General features: G+C 38.6%; 21 protein-coding genes. 6 read left to right on the top strand and 15 right to left on the bottom strand.

The annotated features are described in order from the left end of the window. Positions 1-2: 2 nt before the first annotated feature. Positions 3-1034, bottom strand: a complete 1032-nt coding sequence (locus NSS81_RS25405; RefSeq protein WP_342431385.1) for a phosphotransferase family protein — start codon at positions 1032-1034, stop codon at positions 3-5. 20 nt (positions 1035-1054) lie between these two features. After that, positions 1055-2605 carry a long-chain fatty acid--CoA ligase gene (locus NSS81_RS25400; protein ID WP_342431384.1) on the bottom strand — a complete coding sequence of 517 codons (1551 nt, stop codon included), beginning with the start codon at positions 2603-2605 and terminating at the stop codon, positions 1055-1057. A 269-nt stretch (positions 2606-2874) separates the two neighbouring features. Here NSS81_RS25400 and NSS81_RS25395 point away from each other — a divergent pair, with 269 nt between their 5' ends. Continuing rightward, positions 2875-3468, top strand: a complete 594-nt coding sequence (locus NSS81_RS25395) for a TetR/AcrR family transcriptional regulator (RefSeq protein ID WP_342431383.1) — start codon at positions 2875-2877, stop codon at positions 3466-3468. 43 nt (positions 3469-3511) lie between these two features. Here NSS81_RS25395 and NSS81_RS25390 read toward each other — a convergent pair whose 3' ends face one another. Beyond that, a complete protein-coding gene (locus tag NSS81_RS25390) occupies positions 3512-4210 on the bottom strand; it encodes an ABC transporter ATP-binding protein (protein ID WP_342431382.1) in 699 nt (232 codons plus the stop codon). A gap of 15 nt (positions 4211-4225) precedes the next feature. Beyond that, on the bottom strand, positions 4226-5725 hold the full coding sequence (locus NSS81_RS25385) for an ABC transporter permease (RefSeq protein WP_342431381.1): 1500 nt from the start codon (positions 5723-5725) through the stop codon (positions 4226-4228). 203 nt (positions 5726-5928) lie between these two features. Between NSS81_RS25385 and NSS81_RS25380 the strand changes: the two genes are divergently transcribed. Together NSS81_RS25380 and NSS81_RS25375 are read left to right on the top strand one after the other, a co-directional pair. Beyond that, the gene (locus NSS81_RS25380) at positions 5929-6615 is read left to right on the top strand and encodes a response regulator transcription factor (RefSeq protein WP_342431380.1); all 687 of its coding nucleotides are present in this window, start codon (positions 5929-5931) and stop codon (positions 6613-6615) included. After that, the gene (locus tag NSS81_RS25375) at positions 6612-8129 is read left to right on the top strand and encodes an ATP-binding protein (RefSeq protein ID WP_342431379.1); all 1518 of its coding nucleotides are present in this window, start codon (positions 6612-6614) and stop codon (positions 8127-8129) included. Before NSS81_RS25380 ends, NSS81_RS25375 begins: the two co-directional genes overlap by 4 nt. A 55-nt stretch (positions 8130-8184) precedes the next feature. Here the strand turns inward: NSS81_RS25375 and NSS81_RS25370 are convergent, their stop codons facing one another. Continuing rightward, complete coding sequence (locus NSS81_RS25370; protein ID WP_342431378.1) at positions 8185-8433, bottom strand: hypothetical protein; 249 nt, start codon at positions 8431-8433, stop codon at positions 8185-8187. A 151-nt stretch (positions 8434-8584) separates the two neighbouring features. On the opposite strand from NSS81_RS25370, the gene NSS81_RS25365 reads away from it, so the two are divergent. Together NSS81_RS25365 and NSS81_RS25360 are read left to right on the top strand one after the other, a co-directional pair. Then, positions 8585-9955 carry an aldehyde dehydrogenase gene (locus NSS81_RS25365; protein ID WP_342431377.1) on the top strand — a complete coding sequence of 457 codons (1371 nt, stop codon included), beginning with the start codon at positions 8585-8587 and terminating at the stop codon, positions 9953-9955. Between the two features lie 200 nt (positions 9956-10155). Then, positions 10156-10524 carry a hypothetical protein gene (locus tag NSS81_RS25360; protein WP_342431376.1) on the top strand — a complete coding sequence of 123 codons (369 nt, stop codon included), beginning with the start codon at positions 10156-10158 and terminating at the stop codon, positions 10522-10524. A gap of 39 nt (positions 10525-10563) precedes the next feature. Here NSS81_RS25360 and NSS81_RS25355 read toward each other — a convergent pair whose 3' ends face one another. The 10 genes from NSS81_RS25355 to proB all read right to left on the bottom strand — a co-directional run bounded on the left by NSS81_RS25355 (position 10564) and on the right by proB (position 20550). Continuing rightward, positions 10564-10836, bottom strand: a complete 273-nt coding sequence (locus NSS81_RS25355; RefSeq protein WP_342431375.1) for a DUF1292 domain-containing protein — start codon at positions 10834-10836, stop codon at positions 10564-10566. A gap of 83 nt (positions 10837-10919) precedes the next feature. Continuing rightward, the gene (locus NSS81_RS25350; protein WP_342431374.1) at positions 10920-11444 is read right to left on the bottom strand and encodes a type 1 glutamine amidotransferase domain-containing protein; all 525 of its coding nucleotides are present in this window, start codon (positions 11442-11444) and stop codon (positions 10920-10922) included. Positions 11445-11540: 96 nt separating this feature from the next. Further along, positions 11541-12914, bottom strand: coding sequence for a nucleoside recognition domain-containing protein (locus NSS81_RS25345; protein WP_342431373.1), 1374 nt, complete (start codon positions 12912-12914; stop codon positions 11541-11543). Between the two features lie 2 nt (positions 12915-12916). Continuing rightward, positions 12917-13606: a FeoB small GTPase domain-containing protein gene (locus NSS81_RS25340; protein ID WP_342431372.1), complete on the bottom strand. Its 690-nt coding sequence runs from the start codon at positions 13604-13606 to the stop codon at positions 12917-12919. Continuing rightward, positions 13596-13850, bottom strand: coding sequence for a FeoA family protein (locus tag NSS81_RS25335; RefSeq protein ID WP_342431371.1), 255 nt, complete (start codon positions 13848-13850; stop codon positions 13596-13598). Before NSS81_RS25335 ends, NSS81_RS25340 begins: the two co-directional genes overlap by 11 nt. A 149-nt stretch (positions 13851-13999) precedes the next feature. Beyond that, positions 14000-14863 carry a DUF3307 domain-containing protein gene (locus NSS81_RS25330; protein ID WP_342431370.1) on the bottom strand — a complete coding sequence of 288 codons (864 nt, stop codon included), beginning with the start codon at positions 14861-14863 and terminating at the stop codon, positions 14000-14002. 21 nt (positions 14864-14884) lie between these two features. After that, complete coding sequence (locus tag NSS81_RS25325; protein WP_342431369.1) at positions 14885-15676, bottom strand: hypothetical protein; 792 nt, start codon at positions 15674-15676, stop codon at positions 14885-14887. Positions 15677-15791: 115 nt separating this feature from the next. Next, the gene (locus NSS81_RS25320) at positions 15792-18068 is read right to left on the bottom strand and encodes an ATP-dependent DNA helicase (protein ID WP_342431368.1); all 2277 of its coding nucleotides are present in this window, start codon (positions 18066-18068) and stop codon (positions 15792-15794) included. A gap of 122 nt (positions 18069-18190) precedes the next feature. After that, positions 18191-19432 (bottom strand): glutamate-5-semialdehyde dehydrogenase, encoded by a 1242-nt coding sequence (locus tag NSS81_RS25315; protein WP_342431367.1) that lies wholly within the window; start codon positions 19430-19432, stop codon positions 18191-18193. A 5-nt stretch (positions 19433-19437) separates the two neighbouring features. Then, positions 19438-20550: a glutamate 5-kinase gene (proB, locus tag NSS81_RS25310; RefSeq protein WP_342431366.1), complete on the bottom strand. Its 1113-nt coding sequence runs from the start codon at positions 20548-20550 to the stop codon at positions 19438-19440. A gap of 402 nt (positions 20551-20952) precedes the next feature. Here proB and NSS81_RS25305 point away from each other — a divergent pair, with 402 nt between their 5' ends. Next, positions 20953-22185: an MFS transporter gene (locus NSS81_RS25305; protein WP_342431365.1), complete on the top strand. Its 1233-nt coding sequence runs from the start codon at positions 20953-20955 to the stop codon at positions 22183-22185. The last annotated feature ends 5 nt before the right edge of the window (positions 22186-22190 follow it).

The raw sequence follows: 22190 nt of genomic DNA, 5'->3' as shown, positions 1-22190 counted from the left end.
AATCAATAGCCGAGCGTTTCAGCTAATATATTTCGCATCATCGTCCATCTAAACCCTTGTCTTCCCATCCTTAAATCCGTCGATTTTTCTTTTTCAAAGGCATGCGCAGCTGAGAGAGACAATATCAGGAATCTTACTTGATGTAGCACCTCAAAATAGTGCAGATCCTTTTTATTTACAATTAGGCCTGTTTTTTCCGCATAGTATTCGATAAACCACTCTTTATCTAACAAATAACATAGGAGCGGGGAGTCCATCCGATTTGCTTTTGCACAAATATAGGCAACATCCATTATAGGGTCTCCAATTTCAGCAGCTTCCCAATCTAATATTCCACTTATTTGGTTCTCACCATAGAGCATGTTCCCCGTTCGATAATCGCCATGGATAATAGATAGTCTTTGTGCGGCAGGTCGCTGCTGCTTTAACCACTCTAATGCGTCAGTCATGACTGGATCATAGATGATCTTATATTTTAAATATAAATTCTCAAATTCAGCTATTTTTTTATCTATGAAGCCATATTCGACTCCTGGATCTTCGAAAATAGTATCTATACCGACTTGTTTATAATTAAGATTATGTAAGGAAATTAAGTAATCGGTAAATTGCTTTGGTATACCTGTGTCTGTCGCTGCACTAAATAAAAACGCCTTTCCTTCCTTTGACCATGGAACATAACTTTGCCCTTTCAGCCTTTCCATAATCATAAATTCACCGCCGATAATGCTTGGATCCTCCTCAAGTAGATACACTTTTGGTACAGGTAATGAGGTGGAGTTGCTTAATAATTCGAGAAGTCTGTATTGTTGAGATAAGTTTCTTTCGCCTGACAAAAGGCTTCCTTTTTTCAACTTTCGAATAACGAGACCCAATGTTTGCTCATTGGTTTCAGCTGAAAGAACATACGTTTCATCTGTCCAGCCTCCTGAGGCTTGAAAGAATTCATTAATCGTTACTTCGGCTCCTGCGAACAAATTATTTTGTAAGTAACCTCGCAGGTTTTCTTTAATTGTTTGTAGGGAATGGGTCAAATTCGTGAACCTCCACTTCCTTATACTTTTAAATTGTTATCTCTAAGTGCCGTTTTTAATATTTTTCCGGAACCGTTTCTTGGCAACTCATTAATAAATTCAACATAATGAGGTTTTTTATAACGGGCAATTCGCTCCGTACAATACTCCACCACCTCTTGCTCTGTTAAGGTTTTTCCATTTCGTGTTACAACGAAAGCCTTAACTGTTTCTCCCCATTTTTCATCAGGTACACCAACAACTGCTGCTTCGAGGATATCAGGATGTGTATATAATACTTCTTCAATTTCCTTCGGGTAGATGTTTTCTCCACCACTAATAATCATGTCCTTTTTCCGGTCAACAACGGTTAAATACCCGTCATGGTCAACCATTACTAGGTCTCCACTGTGAAGCCAACCACCCCTAAGTGTTTCTTTCGTCGCCTCAGGGTTGTTATAATATTCTTTCATCGTCGTTGGTCCACGATAGATAATTTCGCCCACCTCACCTGGCTGAACGTCTACCATATTTTCATCAACCACTCTAACCTCGACATTGGAATAAGGAAGTCCTACTGAGCCTGTTTTCAATAGAGAGTCACTTGCTTTTAATGTTGCTGTGCTCGCGGAAAGCTCCGTATGACCAAAGGTATCGAAAACACCAACATTTGGAAAACTTTTCATCAACTTTTTCTTTAGTTCGAGTGGTGTTGACGCTGCGGCTGTGCAAATGATTCGTAAGCTTTTTACGTTGTATTCTTTAAAGCTTGGAACCTCGAGTAGAATATTCCACATGGAAGGTACCATAAATGCATAGGTAACTTTTTCTTTATCAAAGGTTTGCAATATATGTTCTGGGTCAAATTTCTTGTGAAGAATGGATGTACCTCCAACGAGCATGAGCATTGTTAAGGCCGAGATGCCACCGATATGAAACAAAGGGGTTGTAATGATTTGCACTTCATCCTTGGTGAGACCACATTCAAGATCCATATTGACTGCGTTCATAAATACATTTTTATGTGTTAGGACAGCCCCTTTTGGTTTGCCTGTTGTACCTGAGGTGTAGACAATAATGAAATCGTCATCATCCTTTAATTCTTCTAACCGAGGTATGAAAGCGTTATCAAAAATAGCATAATAGTCATAATGGGAGTGTGCTTTCTCTACTCTATCATCAACTATTATTACCTCTTCTAATAATGGTAGATTGGGTCTTATCTGTTCAATGACACTAGTAAAATCGTGATGTGCTACAAGCATTTTTGCATCTGAATTATCGAGGATGTATTCAAATTCTAATTTTTGTAATCTAAAATTGACTGGGACTGCTACCGCACCGATTTTGGCTAACGCGAAAAGGCATTCTGTATATTCTATAGAGTTATAAAGTAATAGGGCTACTTTTTCTCCCTTTTTAATACCTTGTGATTGGAACCACCCTGCTAAATTACTTACTCTACTTTGCAATAATTGATAAGTCATTCGTACTTCATTATCAATTATCGCAATCTTGTTAGGAAATTTTCGTGCTGAACGAATTAACATTTCATCTACCAATAATTGTTTTGCTCTATGATATTCCAGCATGTTCTAACTCCCCTCCATCCTGAATAGATATTTATTTTTTGACTTAGTGTTTATTTTTTTATTTTATTTTAAATATTTAGAAAAATCAATGATTATTATTTATTTTTTTCACTAGAAAAATATCCTTAGGATAATATCTCCTAAAAATGGAGGTTGATTTTTCAGAATGTTTGTCATATATTTAAACAAATAGTAGAAAAATAACCAACTGTTTAATTATTAAATAATTATATATACGGAAATTATGAAAAGTTAGGAGGAAGCAAGAGATGTCATCTTTTAGGGCGCAAAAAATTGCAAAAAAGAAAGAGGAAATTCTACGGTCAGCTGCAGAGGTACTTGCAGAAAAAGGTTATCATGGCACGACTATGGAAGAAATAGCTGCCAAGCTACTTATGACTAAAGGGTCTATGTATTATTATTTTAAAAATAAAGATGATCTTTTGTACCACTGCCATCAAATGATTATGGAAATTAGTCTTGAACGGATCGAAGAGGTTTACAAAAGTGATTTGAATCCTATTGAAAAGCTTCGTGGCGCGATAAAGGGCCATATCATGCTCGCCACCAGTGAAAAATCGATGTTCATGGTAATGGATAAACCAAATCAAAATTTTACTGATGTTCAACTACAGGAAGTTCTTGAGCTAAGAAAAACGTACTCTCACTATTTTGATAGAATAATAAATGAGGGAATTCAATTGCAAGTGTTTGAAAGCGTTGACATTAGAATGGTGCGAATGATTATTTTAGGTGCACTAAACTGGATCCAAGAATGGTATAAACAAGGTGGTCCACAATCTGCGGAAGAAATTTCAGAGGCATTTGCTGATTACTTGTTAAAAATGGTAGTTAAAAAGTAATAATAAGATCTGCCCTCCAAGTTAACCGAGGAGGGCTGAATTTTTATACTAAAATGGTAGAATCGTTATTGTTAACCACTGTTAAGCTCCCTTTCGAAAGCTTGACCGTGATATCAGACGCTTCAGCAATATTGTGATCATGAGTAACAACGATTACGCATTTTCCTTCTTTATCTGCTAAATCTTGAAATAGACGAATAATTTCTTTTGCCGTATCCTCATCCAAATTCCCTGTTGGTTCATCTGCAACGATTAATTCAGCATCACAACATAGTGCGCGTGCAATGGAAACACGCTGCTGCTGACCACCGCTCAAAGTGAGCACTTTTTGCCTTGCTTGCTTTTCAGAGATTCCAACCTTATCAAGCATTTCGATAGCAATTTTTTTCTTATCTTTATGACTTGACCCTGTGATTTCCATGGCAGTAGTCACATTCTGAAGAGCTGTCATATATGGTAGGAGATTGTATGATTGAAAAACGATCGATACATACTTATTTCGGAAATTTGTTAACCCTATTTTCTTAATATCCTTACCGTCATAGACGATAGTCCCCTCTTTTGGAACATCTAAGGCACTAGCAAGGGCTAGAAAAGTGGTTTTTCCTGAACCAGAAGGACCGATAATAGTGTACAAATGATTTTTCTCAAAACTTACATTTACAGCTTTTAAGATATCTTGTTTTTTATTTTCGTGTTTATACCAATAGCTAATATTTTGAAATTCTAATAGTGGGCTCATCGCTCTCACTCCTTCTTAATCTTGTTTTGATAGTATCGTTTTCGGTTGCAATCGTAGTACAGATATGGATGGAATCAACGCTGAAATAATGGTGATTAGTGCGCCAATTATCGATAGCATTCCTAAATCATTTGCCGTTACTTGAACATTTAGTTCATCAATTGTCTCTATTTGTTGGGTTTGTTGGCTGAGCGCGCCAATTCCTCCTGGACCACCTGGGCCTCCGCCACCAAAGGACATTCCACGACCACCGAATGATGCAGGAACAACAGTCTCTTCGGCTGACTGTAGCTCTTGATTTAATAATTTATCTCCCATTTGATCAGCGATTAGATTCCCGCTAGCAGTCGCAATTCCGAACGATACAACGGCAACCATGAGGATTTCAAAAGTAAACTGTCCGACTAGCTTCCATCTCTTTTCACCTAATGCTAGCAGAACACCCATTTCATATTTTCTTTCCCGAATCGACATCATAACAATTAAGCCAAGAATAATAGCGCCTGCAATCGAAACTAATAACACAATGTTATTAGAAAATGATGATACATTTTCAATTGGACCTACCATTTGCTGATATAATTGATCATCTGCATCTAATTTAAAAGTTTCAAAATCAATGCTGCTTTCTTCTTTTGCTTTGGCAACAAAGCTTTTCATATCCGCTGGGTCATCAATATAATAGATCGCACTATCAATCGTATCTTCATAATCAGAACCTTTTAATGCAGTGGCAGCGGTATAGGGTACATATATCTTGTTGTAAGGGATCATAGCAGTAAAGTTCATTGCCTGGTCAGAACCGCTTGAAGTTGTTTTGTAGATGCCGACAATTTCAAGCTTTGCTGATAATGTTTCATCTCTTGGATTTGTCACGGTAATCGACTCACCGACATTCAATTCATTCTCCTCTGCTAAGGTCTTTTCAATGACCACAACATTTTTTCCAAAATCTTCATTGGTAATATGTTTACCTTCGACAATTGTTGAATTTGAATCTAAAAACTCTTGAACGGAATCAGTAAACGCCACTCCTTGGATACTTATATCCCCTTGTACCATCATTCCACCACGTGGCATCTCTCCACCAGGGCGCTCGTTTTCCTCCGTGTCAGTAGTTTCTTCTGTACTTGTTGTCTCATTCTCAATTGGCTCAAAATCTGATGCTAATCCTATTGTTGATGAAAATAGATTATAGCCTTTAATTTGTTCGTAGGTTGTCAATTCTACTGCTGCCTCCAAGGGGATTGGTGTTTGTTGAAAACGAACCCGTTGTCCCCCTGATTGTTGTGTCATTTGCTGCTGCATTTGTTCGCGCAGCTTGTCCATATCCACCTGGAGAGTAACATCAGCCCCAAGCTTTTCCCTTGCTAAATCAGCCGATTTCTTAGCAGCTGATTGAATGGATAGCCCCGCCAACACCAATACACATATTACAGAAAAGACAACTATTTGAAGCAAGCTCTTTCCTTTTCGAGCTATTACACTAAGTACTGCACGTTTTAAAAAATTCATTCGTCATTCTCCTTTTTCATTTTTTTGAATGGTTATTTAGTCCATGTCAATATTGTGCATCCTAAAGCTGAACTGTTCTTGAATATAAGCTGAAAGTTTCCTGAAAAATGGACACCCCCAAATATTTGCATATTATAATAAGATGGGTTGCAGAAAATGAAAGATACTAGAAATCGTTTTCAAGTGTAATGGAGGTAAAATATTTGAATTCAATTCAAGGAATAAAAATATTACTAGTGGATGATGAACCGAATATTCTACAATTTTTAGAGTTAGGTTTGGCGAATGAGGGATATAAAGTGAAAACAGCAGCAGATGGAATGAGAGCTGTCACAGTGGCTCAGGAATTTCAACCACATGTCGTTATATTAGATGTAATGATGCCAGGAATGGATGGTTTTGAAGTCTGCCGTATGCTCAAAAAGAATGGAGAACAACTATCGATAATTATGCTCACTGCTAAGGATGAAGTTGATGACCGTGTGAAGGGTTTAACGTTGGGAGCTGATGATTATGTCGTCAAGCCGTTCAGCTTCGATGAATTACTTGCACGAATTCATGCCCGCCTGCGCAATCAATTTCCAAATCTATTCGGCGAGGTTATTAATGGCCCTTTTAAGATTAATGACCGGCGAAAGGAAATGGTTTATTATAGCAATGTTTTGCCGTTATCACCGACTGAATATGAACTATTAAAATTCATGGTGATAAATAATGGCATCGTTGTTAGTAAAGGAATGATTCTCGATAAAGTCTGGGGCTACGATTTTCAAGGAGAAGAAAATATCGTTGAAGTTTATGTCCGTTCTTTGCGTGACAAACTGAATGATAAACAACATCAGGTGATCCGAACGATAAGAGGTTCTGGTTATAGGTTGGACTTATCATGATTAAGCGTCAGTTAGAAGTTATTCATAAACTGATATTTCCAAGTTCACTTCGTTATCAGCTTTTGGCGCGGATGTTATTCATTTTGGCAATCATTTTACTCGTAATTGGTGGGCTTCAATATATTGTTATGAAAAACTTTTTATATCAAAATGAGGCAGAAATGTTGAAATCAAAAATGATGTCTCTGCCAAGAGGTCTGATGATGAGGTCAGAATTCCTTCCTCCTGTACAAGATGGAGGAAATCCTGCAGAAGATGGTAATTCACAACCGATCTCAAAATTTTTATTTTTAGAGAATATATCTCTTGCTATTATTGGACCAAATGGTGATTCAATGGACCTATTAGCAGGCCATGGGCTTCCTGCTCCTAAATTGAGCGAAAAAGACTATTCTAGTTTGGTTGAAGACTTATCTATCCATAATGAGAGTGACTATAGAGTGGGAACGGATTTGGAAGGTACGCAACAATTAATGGTGTTCAGATCATTAAGAAACGGGGGATTGTTAGGAGGATCAGACATTGAACCCGAAGGCTTTCTCCAAGTGGGAACAGATTTAAAACAGTTGCAGGATATTTTATGGCAGCAGCTCCTTACTTTTATCATCCTCTCTGCACTTGCTTTAGCTTCCGGTTTTGGTGTGTCTTTTTCCGTTCTTCGAAAAACGCTTATTCCACTGTCTAACATTGTTGATGCTGTAGAGAATACCAATGCAGGAAGCTTATCAGAACGTATTCCTATTCAACAAGGGCAGGAGGAAATTGATCGTTTATCCGATTCTTTTAACGAAATGCTTGAACGACTAGAGAACTCCTTCAGATATGAGCAAGAAACAAAGGAACAAATGCGGCGATTTATTGCTGATGCTTCCCATGAATTGCGGACACCATTGACATCCATCCATGGATTTTTAGAAGTTCTTTTACGTGGGGCTGCCGAACGGCCAGAACAGCTTTATTCTGCATTAAACAGCATGCATGGTGAGTCTAAACGTATTATTAAACTAGTTGAAGACCTGTTATTATTGGCAAAGTTAGATAGGGCACCTGAGTTGCAATTGTCTAAAGTCCATTTAACGGAGCTGGTTCGAGAGATGATACCACAATTGAACGTCCTTGCTGGGAAACGAACCGCATCTTATAATGTGGGTGGAGAAATTTATGGGAATTTTGATTCTGATAAAATCAAACAAGTTATCTTAAACTTATTTCACAATGCGGTTCAACACACTGACCCTGCAACAGGTGAAATTCGTCTCTCCCTCTATATCCACAATAAGCAAGTAGTGTTAAGTGTAGAAGATAACGGCTCCGGAATTCATAAGGAGGATCTTCCCCATATTTTTAATCGTTTCTACCGAATCGATTCATCAAGGACTCGCATGAATGGTGGTGCTGGACTCGGCCTCTCTATTACTAAATCAATCGTGGAAACCCATAATGGGAGGGTTAATATCAGTAGTTCTATTAGAAAGGGAACATGCTTTACCGTTTATCTACCAATAGAAGAATAAAAAAAGTCGTGAATGGAAGGGACATCCCTTCTCTCACGACTTTTTTATCTAACGATTAACTTATCTTTTCTTCATTATTATCATTATTTAATAATGCTCTTTTATTTGTAATTTTAGTAAGATTGTCTCGTTTTAATAAATAGCTAAGATGTTCGAGTGGCATGGAGCCACGGCCTTTTCCGTCATCGAGAGTAAATTGTACGGTTATCCCATTGTTATTAACGATAGTTAGTGAATCAGACGAGTTAAAATTTGTTTTAACCTTTTGTCCTATTTGATACTTCATACCTGCTTCAATTGACATAATAATCTCCTTTTGAATGTAGTATGTATAGTATTCTCTGAATTTTCCATTTCATACAAGAGTTTTCATAACAATGTCAGAGTTGTAAAACGAGTCATCCCAATCAAGATATGATAAACTATCTTTACTAAGTTTAGGAGGTGCGAAAAAAATGAAGAGCTTTAACGAATTACTTGTAAAGCAACGCGATTTCTTTCAAACGGGTAAAACAAAAGATGTAGCATTCAGAATGCAATCTCTATCAAAGTTAAGCACCATGATAAAATCCCATGAAGCAGAAATAATGGCTGCATTGAAAAAAGATTTGAACAAAAGTGAATTCGAAGCGTATATGTCTGAGATTGGAATTCTGTTAGAAGAAATTCGTTTTTCACTCAAGAATATTAAGAAATGGTCTAGACCGCAGAAAGTAAAATCAGCCCTCGCACAAGTTGGTTCTAAAAGCTTTATTTACCCTGAACCCTATGGTGTGGCATTAATCATTTCCCCATGGAATTATCCCATACAGTTAACTTTTTCTCCTCTCATCGGTGCGATCGCTGCAGGGAATTGCGCTGTACTAAAGCCATCTGAGCTAACACCTGAAACCTCTAAGCTTATGGCAGAACTAATCGAAAATACCTTCCCTTCTGAGTATATTACAGTCCTTCAAGGTGATGCAGAAACCACACAGGTACTATTAATGGAAAAATTCGATTCAATCTTTTTTACTGGAAGTGTCACCGTAGGAAAAGTGATTATGGAAGCTGCAGCTAAACATTTAACACCAGTCACTCTGGAATTAGGCGGTAAAAGTCCCTGTATCGTCCATAAGGATGCAAATCTTAAATTAGCGGCAAAGCGGATTGCTTGGGGGAAGTTTATTAACGCTGGACAAACATGTGTGGCACCTGATTACCTCTATATACATCGTGCTGTGAGGGATAAATTCATCCATTCTCTAAAGGAAGCGATTACGGAGATATATAGTGATGATGTATTTAAAAGCGGAAAATTCACTAGGATCGTTAGTGACCGCCACTTTAAGCGCCTGGTTACATTTTTAGAGGATGGAAAAATTATTCATGGCGGTCGACATCATTCTGATTTATTAACCATTGAGCCAACGGTTCTTAGTGAGGTTACATGGGAAGATCCAGTGATGCAGGAGGAAATCTTCGGTCCCATCCTTCCTATTTTTGAATTTGAAAATGAAATAGCCATGATTAACAAAATAAATGAACTTCCGAAACCATTAGCGCTTTATATTTTCTCCGAAAGCATGGATTTCCAGCAAACAATATTAAATAAAATCTCATTTGGCGGTGGCTGTATTAATGATACGGTTTACCATCTTAGCTCACCCTATCTTCCTTTTGGTGGAGTCGGTGAAAGTGGAATGGGAGCCTATCATGGTAAAGGGAGTTTTGATGTCTTTTCCCATCAAAAAGGTGTCCTAAAACAAACAACTTCCTTTGACCTGCCACTGCGGTATCCACACCGAAAAAATGCATTAAAACAGCTTAAGCGTTTTATTAAGTAGGTGAATAATTAAGCCTTGCAGATAGGATTCTGCAAGGCATTTTTTATTTATTACAATACCAGTGTCATTGCATTTTTATAGATACTGTTCCATGATTAACATGAAATTCTAAAATTGTCGTAAATTATTCAAAAATTTTGCAGGATTTTGTCGGTAAATAGTGGAATATAGTAATAGATACATATTAAGGAGGAAGATACATGAAAAAGATTCTATCATTGTTATGTGGAAGTTTGATTGTTTTGTTAATGTTTGCTGCTCCTGGGAATGTAGCATTGGCACACGAAGGAGATGGCGGTTGCGGTTGTGAGACTGAGGAAATCACCGGTGCTGAAAAGAACAAAATCGTTTCAGATTTATTAAAATCAGATGAATTGAAGAATGCTAAAAAAGGTTTAATGGAAGTAGGTTTTAAATGGAATGGAGTTGGAAATGTCGAGGTTGTCTATAATATTACATGGGACATTATGATGGTTGGTATTCCAGTAATTTATCAGGATGACACGATTTGGACAGCAACATTTTTTGATGGAGTATTAATGGGTGTGGCTCCACCCGAGAATAATTAATTAAGTAAGAAAGCTGGCAAATCGCCAGCTTTTTTATTTCTATTCCTCTTCCTCATCCATCAATTCATCAAATGCCGCGGAAACCTTCTCAAATTCCTCGTCGCTTTCGATTGCCTGCAAATCACCTTCTGCATCTACCGTTAAAAAGAAGATATCAATATCGTCTTCGGTTTCTTCTTTAATATCGTCAACAAAACCAACAGCAACGTAATCTTTGCTTTCTATCGTGATGGCAGCTAGTACCTCAACTTCTTGTTCCTGATCTGTCTCGTCACTGATTGTAAATAATTCGCCTACTTCAACTTTAGCCATGTAACATTCTCCTCTCTAATAAAATAAGCATATTCATTCAATCAGTATCCCTAAAAATGATAGAAATAATCCTTGAAATTTACTTATTTTTGCTCCATTACTTTAATAAACTCACGCAAATAATCCGGTAGGTCAGGCGGACGCCGGCTAGAAACGAGATGTCCGTCAACAACGACAGGTTCATCCAGCCAAACCGCACCGGCATTTTCCATATCATCCTTTATCCCAGGCGTGCTTGTTACTTTTTTGCCCTGTAAAATCTTCGCAGAAATTAATACCCAGCCCGCATGGCAAATTTGCCCAATAGGCTTTTTGTTTTCTTCGAAATATTGAACTAGTGAAATCACTTCAGGAAAGCGGCGAATCTTATCCGGTGCCCAGCCGCCAGGCACCAAAATAGCATCATAATCTTCTCCGTTAATATCACCAAAAGAATAATCCGATTTTGCCGGCACACCATATTTTCCTATGTATTCTTCCTGAGCCTTCTCACCTGCTAAGTGAACAACCGCTCCCTCTTCTTTTAATCTGAGAATCGGATACCACAGCTCGAGGTCTTCAAAATCATGATGGACAAGACTAACCACTTTTTTACCATTCAAACGCATGATTGTTTCCTCCTCCTTCCTTGCTATTATTACATACAATGTGACAACCTACAAAAAAACACCACTTATATAACCTCAAGTGGTGTCACTTTTAAATTACATCCATCCAAAAAAGCGAACAGTTTGGGTAATAATCAATGGTACAAGAATCGCGATGACAGTTGGAATAAGGAAGGATAGGAAGGTCCATTTCTTACTTTTTGTTTCTTTATAAATATTAAGAAGGGTGGTACCGCAAGGATAATGAAGGAGAGAAAATAACATCATGTTTAATGCAGTCAGCCATGTCCAGCCATGATCTAGGAAAATTTGCTTTAAATCAACGAGGCTATCTACTTCGGTAAGTGATCCAGTTGATAAATATCCCATCAATAGAATAGGTAAGACAATTTCATTTGCTGGTAAGCCTAAAATAAACGCGAGCATGATATAACCATCCAGGCCAAGCAATTGACCAAAGGGGTCTAAAAACTCAACTGCATACATTAATATACTTGTATCCCCAATGTAAACATTCGCAAATATCCAAGTTAAGATCGCTGCAGGTGCTGCTACTTTCACGGCGCGCATCAATACAGACCACGATTTTGTTATGGAAGAGCGAATGACAGTATCAAAGATCTTGGGTTTTCGATAGGGTGGCAATTCTAAAGTATAATGGGAAGGGATACCCTTAAGCGCTGTTTTTGAAAGTATCCATGAGACGAAAAAAGTAACGATGATTCCAAATAATACAATCCCAACGATGACCCCTGTGGTAATAAGCGATTTTAGTCCACCGGTGAAGTTTGCTGCCATAAATAGCGAGGCTAATACAATCAAAGTCCCCCATCGACCATTACATGGCACAAAATTATTTGTCAATATCGCCAGCATTCGCTCTCTTGGCGATTCGATAATTCTTGTTGAAAGGACAGCTGCTGCGTTACAACCAAAGCCCATTGCCATCGTTAACGACTGCTTTCCATGTGCACCGACCCTCTTAAAGAGACGATCCATATTAAAGGCAACTCGCGGAAGATATCCATAATTTTCTAAAAGTGCAAAAGACGGAAAGAAAATCGCCATCGGCGGTAGCATGACACTGATTACCCAGGTCGTTCCCCGATACAAACCAAGAACAAGCATTCCGTGTAACCAATCTGGAGTTCTAATTAGTTCAAAAAATGATGTTAAATACTTTTCTAAAGAACCGAAAAACTCCGCCAACATGGAAGAAGGAATATTCGCGCCTGCAATCGTTAAATAAAACAAAACACCTAACATCGTAAGCATAATCGGAAACCCGAAAATAGGTGAGGTAAAAATGGCATCTAGTTTTTCTGTCCGTGTATCTCGTTTCGAATTGGAATAGATGATTCCATCCTTGCATAGACGATTGCTTCGATCATAAAGCTGCTGGACGATGTCATCTCTTAGCTTGGCCGTGGATAGTTGTTGTGCCTCTGCATAAAGCTGCTGAATACCCATTCCTATTCCCCCTCCTGAACGAATCGTTTACTGAGTTCCTCTAATAATGTCTCATCACCATCTAGCAATCTTAAAGATACCCAACGAGCAGATAAATGACTACCAATAAGTTCACTTACTTTTGGTTCAATTTTTTTTATTTGCTCTTCGATTTCGACAGGATAGGTCGTCTGAACAGGATTGCATTCAATTGCCCCTGTTAGGATCCGATCAATGGTATCTAGAAGCATCGGAAACCCCTTTTTGTTTCTAGCTGAAATCTTGATTACAGGTACGCCCAATCTATTAGTAAGCAGACGCTCATTTATGACAATACCTTGTTTATCCGCTTCGTCAATTAAGTTGATACAAATGACTACGTTCCTCGTCATTTCTAATACTTGCAATGCGAGATTGAAATTTCGCTCCATGGACGTGGCATCAAGCACAACAAGGGTAACATCCGGTTTGTCAAATACAATATAATTCCTTGCAACCTCTTCATCGGTTGAATTAGAAAAAAGCGAATAGGTTCCCGGCAAGTCAAACAACTGAAAGGTTTTTCCCTTATGTTGTACGTTTCCTTGTGCTAAAGAAACTGTTTTTCCAGCCCAATTTCCCGTATGTTGCCTAAGTCCAGTTAATGCATTAAACAGGGTGCTTTTACCCGTGTTCGGGTTCCCTGCTAAAGCAATTCGATATTCATTCCCCATTGAGCAACAACTCCCCTTCTATTTTCGAACTTTCCTCTTTTCTGAGCGCAATGGTTGTTTGGCTAACCCGAAAGGCGATTGGGTCTCCTAAAGGGCTTTTACGGATGACTTCGACTATGGCACCAACGACAAATCCCAAATCTAATAATCTTCTTCTCATCACACCGTCCAGATTCAGCGAAGTAATTCGAATAAAATTTCCCTTTTCGCCATTTACGAGTTTAATCATTTTTGAAACGTCCATCTCTCTTTCCCTCCTTTCAATTTTTTTCCTTTATGCAACTTTTTCAAATTATATGTAAAAATTAAACTTTTGTGTTTCTTTTTCAAAAAAAAAAAATAACTGCCTACTTAGTGGCAGCTAATTACTGTTATACGAAGATCACCTATTTTTTAAGTCAAAACTTCTCGTAAAACAATTCCTAATGTAATTCCCATAAACATAGAAGTAAGCGTGCCTAAGAGGAAATACTCCGCCCAATTTCGATCATCCATTTGTTTAAACCTGGCGATCGATTTAGCCGCAACAATAAACCCTATCGCGGGATAGGCACTATAAAAAGTCAATAATAAAACTAGCAATCTCTCAATATAGCCAATTATTTTACCACGTGAAAGATCGTGTTTTGTAAACAGAGTATACTGGTATTCTTCAGTAAGGCCAGTTTTCCCCATTACGACATTAGTCATTTGTGCCTCATTGCGTTCATTTTTAAAAGAATATTTACCTTCAAATGTTAAAAGCTGATTTGGCAATGTTCCCAAAAGGATTCTGATTATATGGCCACTTACCGTTGTCGCTAATATGATGATAATCATGATAAATAGAATGGTATGAACGATGCTGATTTCTTGGTGATTATGCAATAAATCAACGATTCTATTTAAATCAAAGTCAAAAAATAAATAACCTGTAAGTATAATTGCACCAAGATGAAGTAACTGATCAAGGAAAAAGAAACTAAGCCGTTTCAAGTTCTCTTCGTTATTAATTTTTATTGAATCAAGAAGCTTTATTTTTCCGATGTCGATGACGAAATGAGTAAATACGATAAAGAGAAATGGTAAGAGTAGATGATTTGCGATATATTCAAATTGATAAGACAGCATCCAAAAACCCGTCAAAACCAAAGCATTCATCAAACCATGATGCACCATGTGTTTCTTGATGTTTTTTAGCTTTGCCTTTACCATATTATCTGTTTGCAAGTAGAAGTCGGCAATCAGGTGTGCCAGAATTAGACATAATATAAGCATTGGCTCTCCTCTCACTACATATTACTGCTCCGTTCTCATTTTCTCTTTTAAATGATTCCTTATAGAATCGATTAACTTTTTACTGTTTTCATTTGGAATAGTGTCCTTTCCAAAATATGATTTTTCCTGAAGCGAATTTAGCATCGTAATCATTTCATTAAAGGTATCGAGAATGTCTTCCGTTTTCCCCTTTTTATAATGGCTTGAGATGGTTGGCGGTGTTTTACCGAGCAGTTTCCCCACCACTTTTTGCTGCTGGAAAATTAGATAAAGCGAACATACTGCCTTCTGAATATCTGTTTGTTCTTTTATCAAGTTCTGTTGCAATTTTATTATTGTATTCATTAAGGTCTCGAACTCAAATCTAAACTGATGATAGGACAATTGGCTGCTATTTTCACTTGGATAAAATTGATCCAGTTCAAATTTAAATGGAGACCTAATTTGTTCTTGCTTTAACAAATCATTTGCGTATCTTGCTTGCTTAATTAATGGATGTATCCATTTTTCAACATCAACTTCAGCTAAGTTTTTGTCAATATCACCGAAAGATAAGCCAAAATAGGGCTTATGATCTGTATACTTCCATATTTGGCTTATATAAAAAGCAATGATATAAGCAGTCGAGTAGCCGCCACCAATAAAAATTATCTCATCTCCTGAACGATGTTTTACTTTAATGGGCCCGAACTCCTCCGTCCAACTAGTCATCCAACTAACTAACTCATCCAAATAGATCGATAATTCCTCACCGTTATCTTCTAATGACGAATTACTAACATCCATGATAAAAAGCGAAATTGGATTTTGCATATGTATCTCCTTAAATTTATATAAAATTAGATTCTTTACTCTAATTTTATATAAATTAGAGTAAAGAATCAAACTTATTATCCATTCGACTGTTCATAAAATAGCGATTTATATGTTAAAGGACTGTATATTGACGCCATTCCTGAGGAAGAAGCGACTGATATTGCTGTTGTAAAAATCGATCATCGATGAGGACGATGGTGCCATGATCGTTTTCTGAACGAATTAGCCTTCCCCCTGCCTGCAAGACCTTATTCATTCCAGGGTACACATAAGCATAATCATATCCATTCTTATCTTGCTTGGTGAAATGGTCTTTGATAAGATTACGTTCAAAGCATAGCTGGGGCAAGCCTACCCCAACAACAACAACTCCATTTAATCGATCACCAATTAAATCGACCCCTTCGGAAAAAATTCCGCCTAGTACGGCAAAACCTAATAAGGTTTCTTTTTGACCTGACTTAAAAGATTCTAAAAATGACTCTCTTTCTTCCTCGGTCATTCCCGTTGCTTGTACAATTGTTTGGATATCAGGATTTTCTTGAATAAACGGTTCGTAAACCGTTAGTAAATATTGATACGATGGAAAAAAGATTAAAAAATTCCCTGGACGATTTTTTATCATGGCCTGAATCATGGAGACAATGGCATCTTTCGTTCGGTCTCTATCTCGAAAACGAGTTGACAAGGGTTTGATAAAGACATCCGTTTGCTCTGCTGAGAAAGGAGAAGGAATGGAAAGGCAGTAATCATCCTCTTCCCCGCCCAAAATATCCTGGTAATAGGGCAGTGGAGCAAGGGTTGCAGAAAAAAATATTTTCGAACGATACCCCTTCCCCATTTGTTTGAGCAGCTTAGACGGGTCGATACAAAATAGTTTGATGGTTAGCTCATTTCTCATCTTTTCCCCATAAATTACGTAGTGGTCATCGAATAGCTCAACCATTTTCAAAAAGGTATTAACCATAAAGTAGGCTTCCAACAGATTGGGTGTGGATGCTAATTGCAATACCGGCTCGGCATCCTCTTTAAATTGAATCAGCAGCTCAATAAATTCATCATCCAGCTTCTCCAAAGTAAACTCATTTGACTCTTCTTTCGCTTTTTTCAAGGCAATGAACCATGAATTCAGCTTACTCGCACGGTCATAAATTTCTTTATTTGCGCCTTTGAAGTCTTTTTTTAATTGGAGAAACAGCTCTTTATTTAACGAAGCGGAGAACATCTCTCTCCCTCGATCTACTAGATTATGGGCTTCATCAACTAGTAAAGCGGTAGACTTTTTCTGCTCTTCAAATAGTCGTTTCAAGGACACACGCGGGTCGAAAATATAATTGTAATCACAAATGACCGCATCTGCTACGTAAGCAAGGTCTATAGAAAACTCAAATGGACATACCGTATGTTTTCGAGCATATGTTTCAATAACATCTCGAGTCATCGCCTGTTCATTTGTTAAGATATCAAGGACCGCCCCATTAATTCGATCATAATAGCCATCGGCAAATTCACAATGCTCCTTCTGACATATCGTCTCATCCTTAAAACAAACCTTATCCCTCGCGGTAATCGTTAGAGATTTCATCGAGAGTCCGCACTTGCTCATCCGATCAAAGGCTTCTTCAGCTGTTGTTCTGGTGATTGTTTTCGCAGTGAGGTAGAAAATTCGATTAAGTTCTCCTTCTCCTACCGCCTTTACCGCTGGGAAGAGTGTGGACATTGTCTTGCCTATCCCTGTAGGAGCTTTTACAAACAGGTTTTTTTGTTCCGTAATCGTTTTGTACACCCCACCCGCTAACCTTCGTTGGCCCTCACGATATTGCTGAAAAGGAAAGGCCAATTCTTTGCTCGTTTGATTTCGCTTGATTCGGTGTTCGGCCTGGACGATTGCATAAGGGGCATAGCCTTTCATTACATCGAAAACGAACAACTCTAATTCTGAGAGTGAGAAAGTCTTTTTCAAATATCTTTTCTCTTCTGTTTCAACTTGTACATATGTTAGCTGGACATCCATTTCTTTTAGTTCATTGTCGACTAGATACATATAGGCATACATTTTCGCTTGCGCCCAGTGAACGGGATACCCTTCAGGTTCTAAATAGTCAAACGGCTGAGAAGTGGACTTAATTTCATCAATCATCACGTTGCCATCACGAAACAAAAGTCCATCACATCTGCCGTCAATTTTATATATGAGATTTTCATAGGGAATTTCTGCACGAAGATAGACCTCTTTTTGGTCATTTTCTTGATACGTTTTCTGGATTTTTTGATGAATTCTCGTACCATCCAAAAGGCTGGTTTGCGAACGGAACCGCGCATCAATACTTCCAGTGTTAAATACATATTCAACAAGCGTTCTAACCGATATTGGTACTTCAAGAGACATCAAAATCACCTACTTAACTAAGAGAATGTATGTTTGTATTAATTTATTATAACAGAAAGCTAGTCGTGATATACAAGAAAATGGGCTGACCATTATTATGGCCAACCCTAGGAAAACCTTACCTATGCTCGAATTTGTCCTGTACCTTGAACAATTGCTTTTGTTGTCGTAATCGCCCTAAGACCCATTGGTCCGCGCGCATGTAACTTTTGGGTGCTAATGCCAATTTCAGCCCCGTAGCCAAATTGCTCCCCATCCGTAAACCGAGTAGATGCGTTATGATAAACCACCGCTGCATCGACTGCCTGGAAAAATAAACGGACGTTTTGATCGTTTTCACTAATAATTGCTTCTGAATGCTTCGTCCCATACTCATCAATATGGTGAATGGCTTCTTTTACATCCCCCACTAATTTCACTGCTAATGTGGCTGATAAGTATTCTGTGTGCCAATCTTCCTCTATCGCCTGTTTGACAAAGGAATAAGCGGCAGCTAACTTTTCATCGCCCCGCAATTCAACTCCCTTTTCATTGAGCGAGTGCAGCAATTCTGAAATGTAAGGCCACTCTTCATGAATGAGCAAGGTTTCAGCAGCATTACATACAGACGGACGGTGCATTTTTGCATTTATAGCAATATTGATTGCCATTTGCTTCTCTGCCGTTTCATCGACAAAAACATGACAGTTACCGACACCCGTTTCAAGCACTGGCACAGTCGCATTTTGAATAACCGTTTGAATTAATCCCGCACCGCCTCTTGGGATTAGGACGTCAAGGTATTGATTTAGTTTAAACATTTGTGCTGCCGTTTCCCTGCTTGTATCTTCCAATAACTGCACGGCATCTACAGGAATTTCACTTTCACTAAGGGCTGCTTGCATCACTTGAACTAGAGCCTTATTTGAATGCAGCGCGGAGGTGCTGCCTCTTAACAACACAGCATTCCCTGCCTTCAAGCAAAGACTTCCCGCATCCACAGTAACATTCGGACGGGCTTCATACACCATACCGATGACACCAAGGGGAACACGAACCGTTTGAATTTGCAGTCCATTTGGTCGTTCCCATGCGTCAACCGTTTCACCGATTGGATCTTCAAGCTTAATTAATTGACTGATCGCATCGGCTATTTGATCGATCCTTTCACCTGTAAGAAGCAGCCTATCCAATAGCGACTCGGATATCCCCTTATCCTTACCGGCTTGAATGTCCTTTGCGTTTTCTTTTAAAATAAACTCTTTTTCATTCAGAAGCTGATCGGCCATTTTAGCCAACGCCTCGTTTTTTTCTTCTGACGTAAGCATCGCCATTGTTTTTGCCGCTTTACTTAGTTTAATTGCCTTTTCAATTAGTTCACTCATTCGTATCACTCCTCCTCAATTTGTACCCAATTATCACGATGGATCACTTCTGCTCGCTGATTGATTGAAAACAGCTTCGATTCCTCACTTGGCAACCCCTTCACAAGCTGTAAATCTTTAGAGGAATAAAATATTTGACCCTTACCAACCATTCTTCCTTTTTGGTTATGAACGGCAACCACATCCATGGCGTTAAACTCGCCAACTACATCCGTAACACCTACTGGAAGTAGGCTTTTTCCATTTAACACAATGGCTTTCTCTGCTCCTTCATCAATTTCAACAACGCCTCCCACTTGGGAGTGAAAGGCAATCCATTGCTTTTTCATTTGCATTTGTGTCTGGAACGAGCCGCCAATATATGTTCCATCGCCCTTACCCGTTAATATATCAACAAGTTTTTCTTTACCGCTTCCGGTCCCAACAAATACGCTGACTCCCATGGAAAGAGCCTTTTTCGCTGCGAGGAGCTTGGATTTCATTCCTCCCGTGCCAACGGCAGATCCACTGTCTCCAGCTACCCCAAGAAGATCCTCGGAAACTCTCGGGATAAAATGATATTTTTTAGCATCCTTCGAAAGTTTCGGATTGCCGTCATACAGTCCATTCACATCTGTCAAAATAATTAAGGCGTTGGCATGTAAAAACCCACTAACAAGTGCTGACAGCATGTCGTTGTCACCGAAGGTTAATTCCTCAATCGAAACTGAATCATTTTCGTTAATAATCGGAATCACTCCGCGCTGAAGCAGTTCCGTCATGGTATTGTGGAGATTGTGAAACCGCTCGAGACTGTAAAAATCCTGTCTTGTCAGCAGAATTTGTGCCGGAACCATACCAAACTCTTTAAATTGATAAATATAATGCTGCATTAGCAATCCCTGGCCAACCGCAGCAGCGGCTTGTTTCCCAGCAACCGTCTGTGGGCGACTTGGATATCCGAGCTCACTGAAACCTGCGGCCACTGCCCCTGATGAAATAAGGATGACATCATGCCCTTGTTTCTTTAAATAGGCAAGTGCCTCAATATGTTCGTACATTTTCTCATCTGAAATTGCCCCTGACGTATCTGTTAAGGAACTGCTTCCAATTTTCACAACCACAAGCTGCTTTTTCATCTCAATCGTACCTTTCTTTTGGAAAATAAAATAAAAAACGACCCATCTGTCCTATATTAAAGGACGGAAGAGTCGTTTTCCGCGGTACCACCTTCATTGATGCTAAAAGCATCCACTTTGAACCCGTAACGAGGGTGACGGCTTATGTTTGCATAAGCAGCTTAAAAGGGCAGGTTCAATCTCTTTGGGGTGAGAAACCTTCCAGCCAATGGGTTTCACTCTCTAGCACCTTTCCAAGACTTACTATTCCCAATACCATTTCCGATTTTCTAATTTCTTTGATTATCCTCAGAAATTCGCAAACTGTCAAGGTTGTTTTTTGAAAATTCGCTTTTATTTTCTCCATAAACAAGGATTTTCCATCATATAGATAGAATAGTGATGAAAAAAGGAGTTGCCTGCATGGGAATTAATGAGAAAAATCGATTGTGGATTTACGCAATCATTGGAATGCTAACCACTGTTGTTGTCCTGTCATTTGCCAGACTTTCATACGGGGTCATCCTCCCCTTTATGAAAGACGGATTACAGATTAGCTATAAGGAAGCGGGATACCTAGGGACTGTTACGTCTTTCGGTTACTTAAGCACGCTAATTTTTGCTGGGATTCTCGCTAGCAAATGGGGCGGAAAAAGGACGGTTTTACTAGGAATCTCTCTTGTAACGATGGGTCTTATTGGACTTACTTTTACCCCATCCTATTGGGTAACCATGATATTTATGCTGTTATTAGGGGTTGGGACTTCCTTTACATACACACCGTTCATTTCCTTACTTGTCGGCTGGTTTCCGACTAAAAAAGGGCTGGTGATTGGCTTCGCCACAAGCGGCTCAGGAATTGGGATACTTTTTTCTGGGATGCTTGTACCCTTTTTAGGTTCCATTAACAGTGAAATCGGTTGGAGATTCGCTTGGGGGATCTTTGCCATCATTAGTTTAGGTGTTTTGACGGTAACCTATTTAATTATTAAAAATCCGCCATCTGTATTACCTTCAAAATATAGTGCCAAACAAACACCTCCAATGGAAATCTATAAAAATCGTAAAGTTATCCATGTCGGCTTGATCTACGGAATTATAGGGGTTACCTATATTATTCAGATGATATTTATCATGAGTTATATGGTTGATTCGGGAATAAGTTCAAAATTAGCAGGTCAATTAATTGCTATAAACGGGATATTATCGATTTTCAGCGGACCAATCTGGGGGCTGATTTCAGATAAAGTTGGACGGCGAATTTCATTAATTCTAACAATGAGTCTAACGATGGTTTCAATGTTCATACCAGTTTTCATGCCTACCCTTCTAGGATTTTCACTGCATATTGTGATTTTGAGCAGTACAACAACTGGACTCTTTACGTTAACCCAAGCCTCAAGTATGGACCATGTGAAACCTGCAGATATGCCGTTAGCATTTAGTTATGTCACCTTTTATTTTGCTGTAGGTCAATTAATCGGTCCAGCCATCGCTGGTTGGCTTATAGAGGATTGGGGCGGTTTTAAAAGCGCCTTTCTATTTTCCTCCATTATTTTAGCGATTGGACTATTTCTAACAATAAAGCTGAAAAATTCTGAGCAACCACAGCCCGCCATCCAGAAAGAGCTAAGTAAGGGATTGACACAATCATGATAATG

The sequence above is a fragment of the Neobacillus sp. FSL H8-0543 genome (assembly GCF_038592905.1).
In the GTDB taxonomy this organism is placed as follows: Bacteria; Bacillota; Bacilli; order Bacillales; family Cytobacillaceae; genus Neobacillus.
The sequence above is the reverse complement of the archived record's forward strand: the minus strand, read 5'-3'. Positions and strand labels throughout refer to the sequence as shown.